Source organism: Neobacillus drentensis, from assembly GCF_036965245.1.
Taxonomy (GTDB): Bacteria; Bacillota; Bacilli; order Bacillales; family Cytobacillaceae; genus Neobacillus; species Neobacillus drentensis_G.
Genome location: NZ_JBALPG010000133.1, coordinates 1 through 2,850 on the forward strand (window position 1 = coordinate 1; position 2,850 = coordinate 2,850).

The following is a 2,850-nucleotide window of genomic DNA, read 5'->3' on the forward strand; positions in this document are numbered from 1 at the left end:
TAACGGTAACATAAAATGTTTTTTTTGACCGAAATGGTGAAGCAACCGGGATAACGGTAACATAAAATAGTTTTTTGTGACCGAAATGGTGAAAGAACCGAGTTAACGGTAACATAAAATGTTTTTTTTGACCGAAATGGTGAAGCAACCGGGATAACGGTAACATAAAATAGTTTTTTGTGACCAAAATGGCGATGAAACCGAGAAAACGGTAACTTAAAATGGTTTTGTGACCTTAACGGCATGAATCAAAGATTTTGGTTACGTATATCTATCATTCAACAATGGCGAGCAGTGTCTGGCACTGTGCTCCTTGATTTTCTGTGTAACTCTATATTCATGATGAGTATAGCAAAAAAATAAATCGAACATAAAAAAATTAATAAAAAAACAGATTTATTTAACATTCCGAGGGATATAAAACAAATATCATGAAAATGGAATTCCGTGAATTCGCGTAAATCGAGGACGGCAATACTTTATATCCAGATGGGGTACGTATTCGCCCTTTAATTTCCATTTTCAAATCATAAGGAAAGAGCGAAGGAGAACAGCTTGCATGTTCCCTTGGTAACAACTTTATTCCGATTGAATAAAATTATATGGGTGCAAATACGAAAAGGGATGGAGGAATGGACCTTCATTCCTTTAAAGTTGTTAATTGGAGGGAAAAGATTGAAAATCGAGTATGAGTATACCTTCGGATTACCAAGGAAAATAGTCTGGAAGTATTTAATGGATAAAAAAGTCCTTCGGAAAGCTATCCCCGGTTGTAAATCATTTGTAGAAAGTTCAAGAGGAGTATACGAAGCAGAATTGGAGATCAAAATTGGGCCATTACAAGATCTTATTACCCTTGAGATTCGGCTTGATGATCAGAAGCCGCCATCTTCTTTCCGCATGTATGTGAAAGGAAAGGGGAATATTGGGGAAATTGTGGGCAAAGCAGATCTATTTATGAAAGAATCCCGAAGTGTGTCAAAGTTAACCTGTAAAGCTGAAGCAGAGGTAACAGGCGCACTTGCATTGGCCGGTCAAAGAGTATTGGATTCAGGAGCCCACAAAGGTTTGGACAATTTTTTTCAAACAGTTGAAAAAGAAATAAAAAGGACTCTTTATCAATTGAAAAGAGGGGGCAGATGACAATTGGACCTTTAGTCATCTGCCATTTTTTAAAGGCGCTAAAACTTGACACTTCTCACGGGCAACCTTGTTTTATTATGGCTTTTTCGTAAAGATTTTTTGCTGCTTGTCAATTTAGTCATAGCATTCGGAGCAATTACTTATTTTAGCGTGCTAAAAATCAAGTGTTACAACTGTTGAAAATGTTAAAAAGTGAATAAAAACAGGAACCTACAATATAGATTCCTTTATATAGTCCACGTTTTTTATTTTCCTAATTTATCACCTGTAATAATTTCATATAAATTTGCTGAATTTTCTTTTGATAACTGAGCATATTGATTGGTCCCTTTGACTATTTCTATCTTATCTTTATTAGGACTTACCCAAAGCTCGTACCCTACGGCTTTTGCTTTTATTTCTGAATTTTTATATTGGAAAGTAAATCTGTAATCAGGTGGACGAGCCATATCAACTTTTGCATTTTCCCAATCAGTTTCATGTAAAATATCTTTTACCTTTATGACTTGCTTACTATCAGTAACCTTCCTAAAATCTTCAAATTTATTTTCATTCCCAACACGTTTTTGAATCTTGATTATTTTTTCTTCGTTCACTATTTCATTTGAACAACCTGTTACTATTATTATAAAAGTTGTAATAAGGCCAAAAAATAACATTCGTAGCTTCAATGTATTCCCTCCTTTGTCTATTTGACGTTTGTTTATTAAAAAGTGCTTCGACTCTAATTTTAGGTCTTAACTATACTTTTGGTTTTAACATATAATTCCATATTCCTTTATGAAAGTTAAATTATAAAAAACAACAAACTTTGCGAAAACAGCCTTGGTATAAAATTTTAAAAAAATTACAATATGCCTTCAAACTATTTTCTATTCAAAAAGGAGTTTATATAATAGAAGGTAGAGGGTAAATATCTAGATTAATGAAGGTAATGCAGGTTTCGTAACAGGTGGAGGTTTAGGGATCGGAAGAGGCAATGCTTCTGCTTTCGCAAGAAAAGGTGCCCATGTAATGCTCTCAGATGTAAATGAATAAAGCGAAAAAGATCTATTTTAGGAAAGGAAGTTGAAAATAATGCAAACTAAAATCCAAAAAATCACCACAAACTTGTGGTTCGATACACAAGCGGAAGAGGCAGCGAAGTTTTACACTTCTATCTTCCAAAATTCCAAGATCGGTAGAGTCACTTACTACGGAAAAGAAAGACATGAAATCCAAGGAATTTCAGAAAGTACTGTTATGACGGTTGAATTTCAACTGGAAGGACAGAATTTCGTAGCATTAAATGGCGGTCCGCAATTCAAATTCACAGAGGCCATATCATTTATCGTCAATTGTGATACACAAGAAGAATTAGATTATTATTGGGATAATCTCTCCGAAGGCGGAGACGAAAAGGCTCAGCAGTGCGGTTGGTTGAAAGATAGGTACGGTGTATCATGGCAAATTGTTCCTACTACCTTAACCAAACTTATTAGTAACCCTGATCCAGAAAAATCAGACAGAGTAATGAAAGCAATGCTTCAAATGAAAAAAATTGACATCAATACTTTAAAACAAGCGGTTGAGGGATAAAATTACAATTAGATACAGTACCAGCCGATTGAGGAACTGTTTATGATTTACTAAAATGCACAAGTAAACACGGTAATGGGCGACATTCATACGAAATTACCAGCCTCTTTAAGCATCTGTGATTATTGG

3 protein-coding genes are annotated in these 2,850 nt (G+C 34.7%); 2 read left to right on the plus strand and 1 reads right to left on the minus strand.

The features are described from left to right. The first annotated feature begins 675 nt into the window (after nt 1-675). Nucleotides 676-1,143, plus strand: a complete 468-nt coding sequence (locus V7150_RS21945; protein WP_335522474.1) for a CoxG family protein — start codon at nt 676-678, stop codon at nt 1,141-1,143. 245 nt (nt 1,144-1,388) lie between these two features. Here V7150_RS21945 and V7150_RS21950 read toward each other — a convergent pair whose 3' ends face one another. Beyond that, nucleotides 1,389-1,814 (minus strand): hypothetical protein, encoded by a 426-nt coding sequence (locus V7150_RS21950; RefSeq protein ID WP_335522476.1) that lies wholly within the window; start codon nt 1,812-1,814, stop codon nt 1,389-1,391. Between the two features lie 406 nt (nt 1,815-2,220). On the opposite strand from V7150_RS21950, the gene V7150_RS21955 reads away from it, so the two are divergent. After that, nucleotides 2,221-2,721, plus strand: coding sequence for a VOC family protein (locus V7150_RS21955; RefSeq protein ID WP_335522478.1), 501 nt, complete (start codon nt 2,221-2,223; stop codon nt 2,719-2,721). Nucleotides 2,722-2,850 lie beyond the last annotated feature (129 nt).

Coding starts and splice junctions, on each gene's coding strand:
- V7150_RS21955 (WP_335522478.1), top strand. CDS start 2,221: ATGCAAACTAAAATCCAAAAAATCACCACAAACTTGTGGTTCGATACA.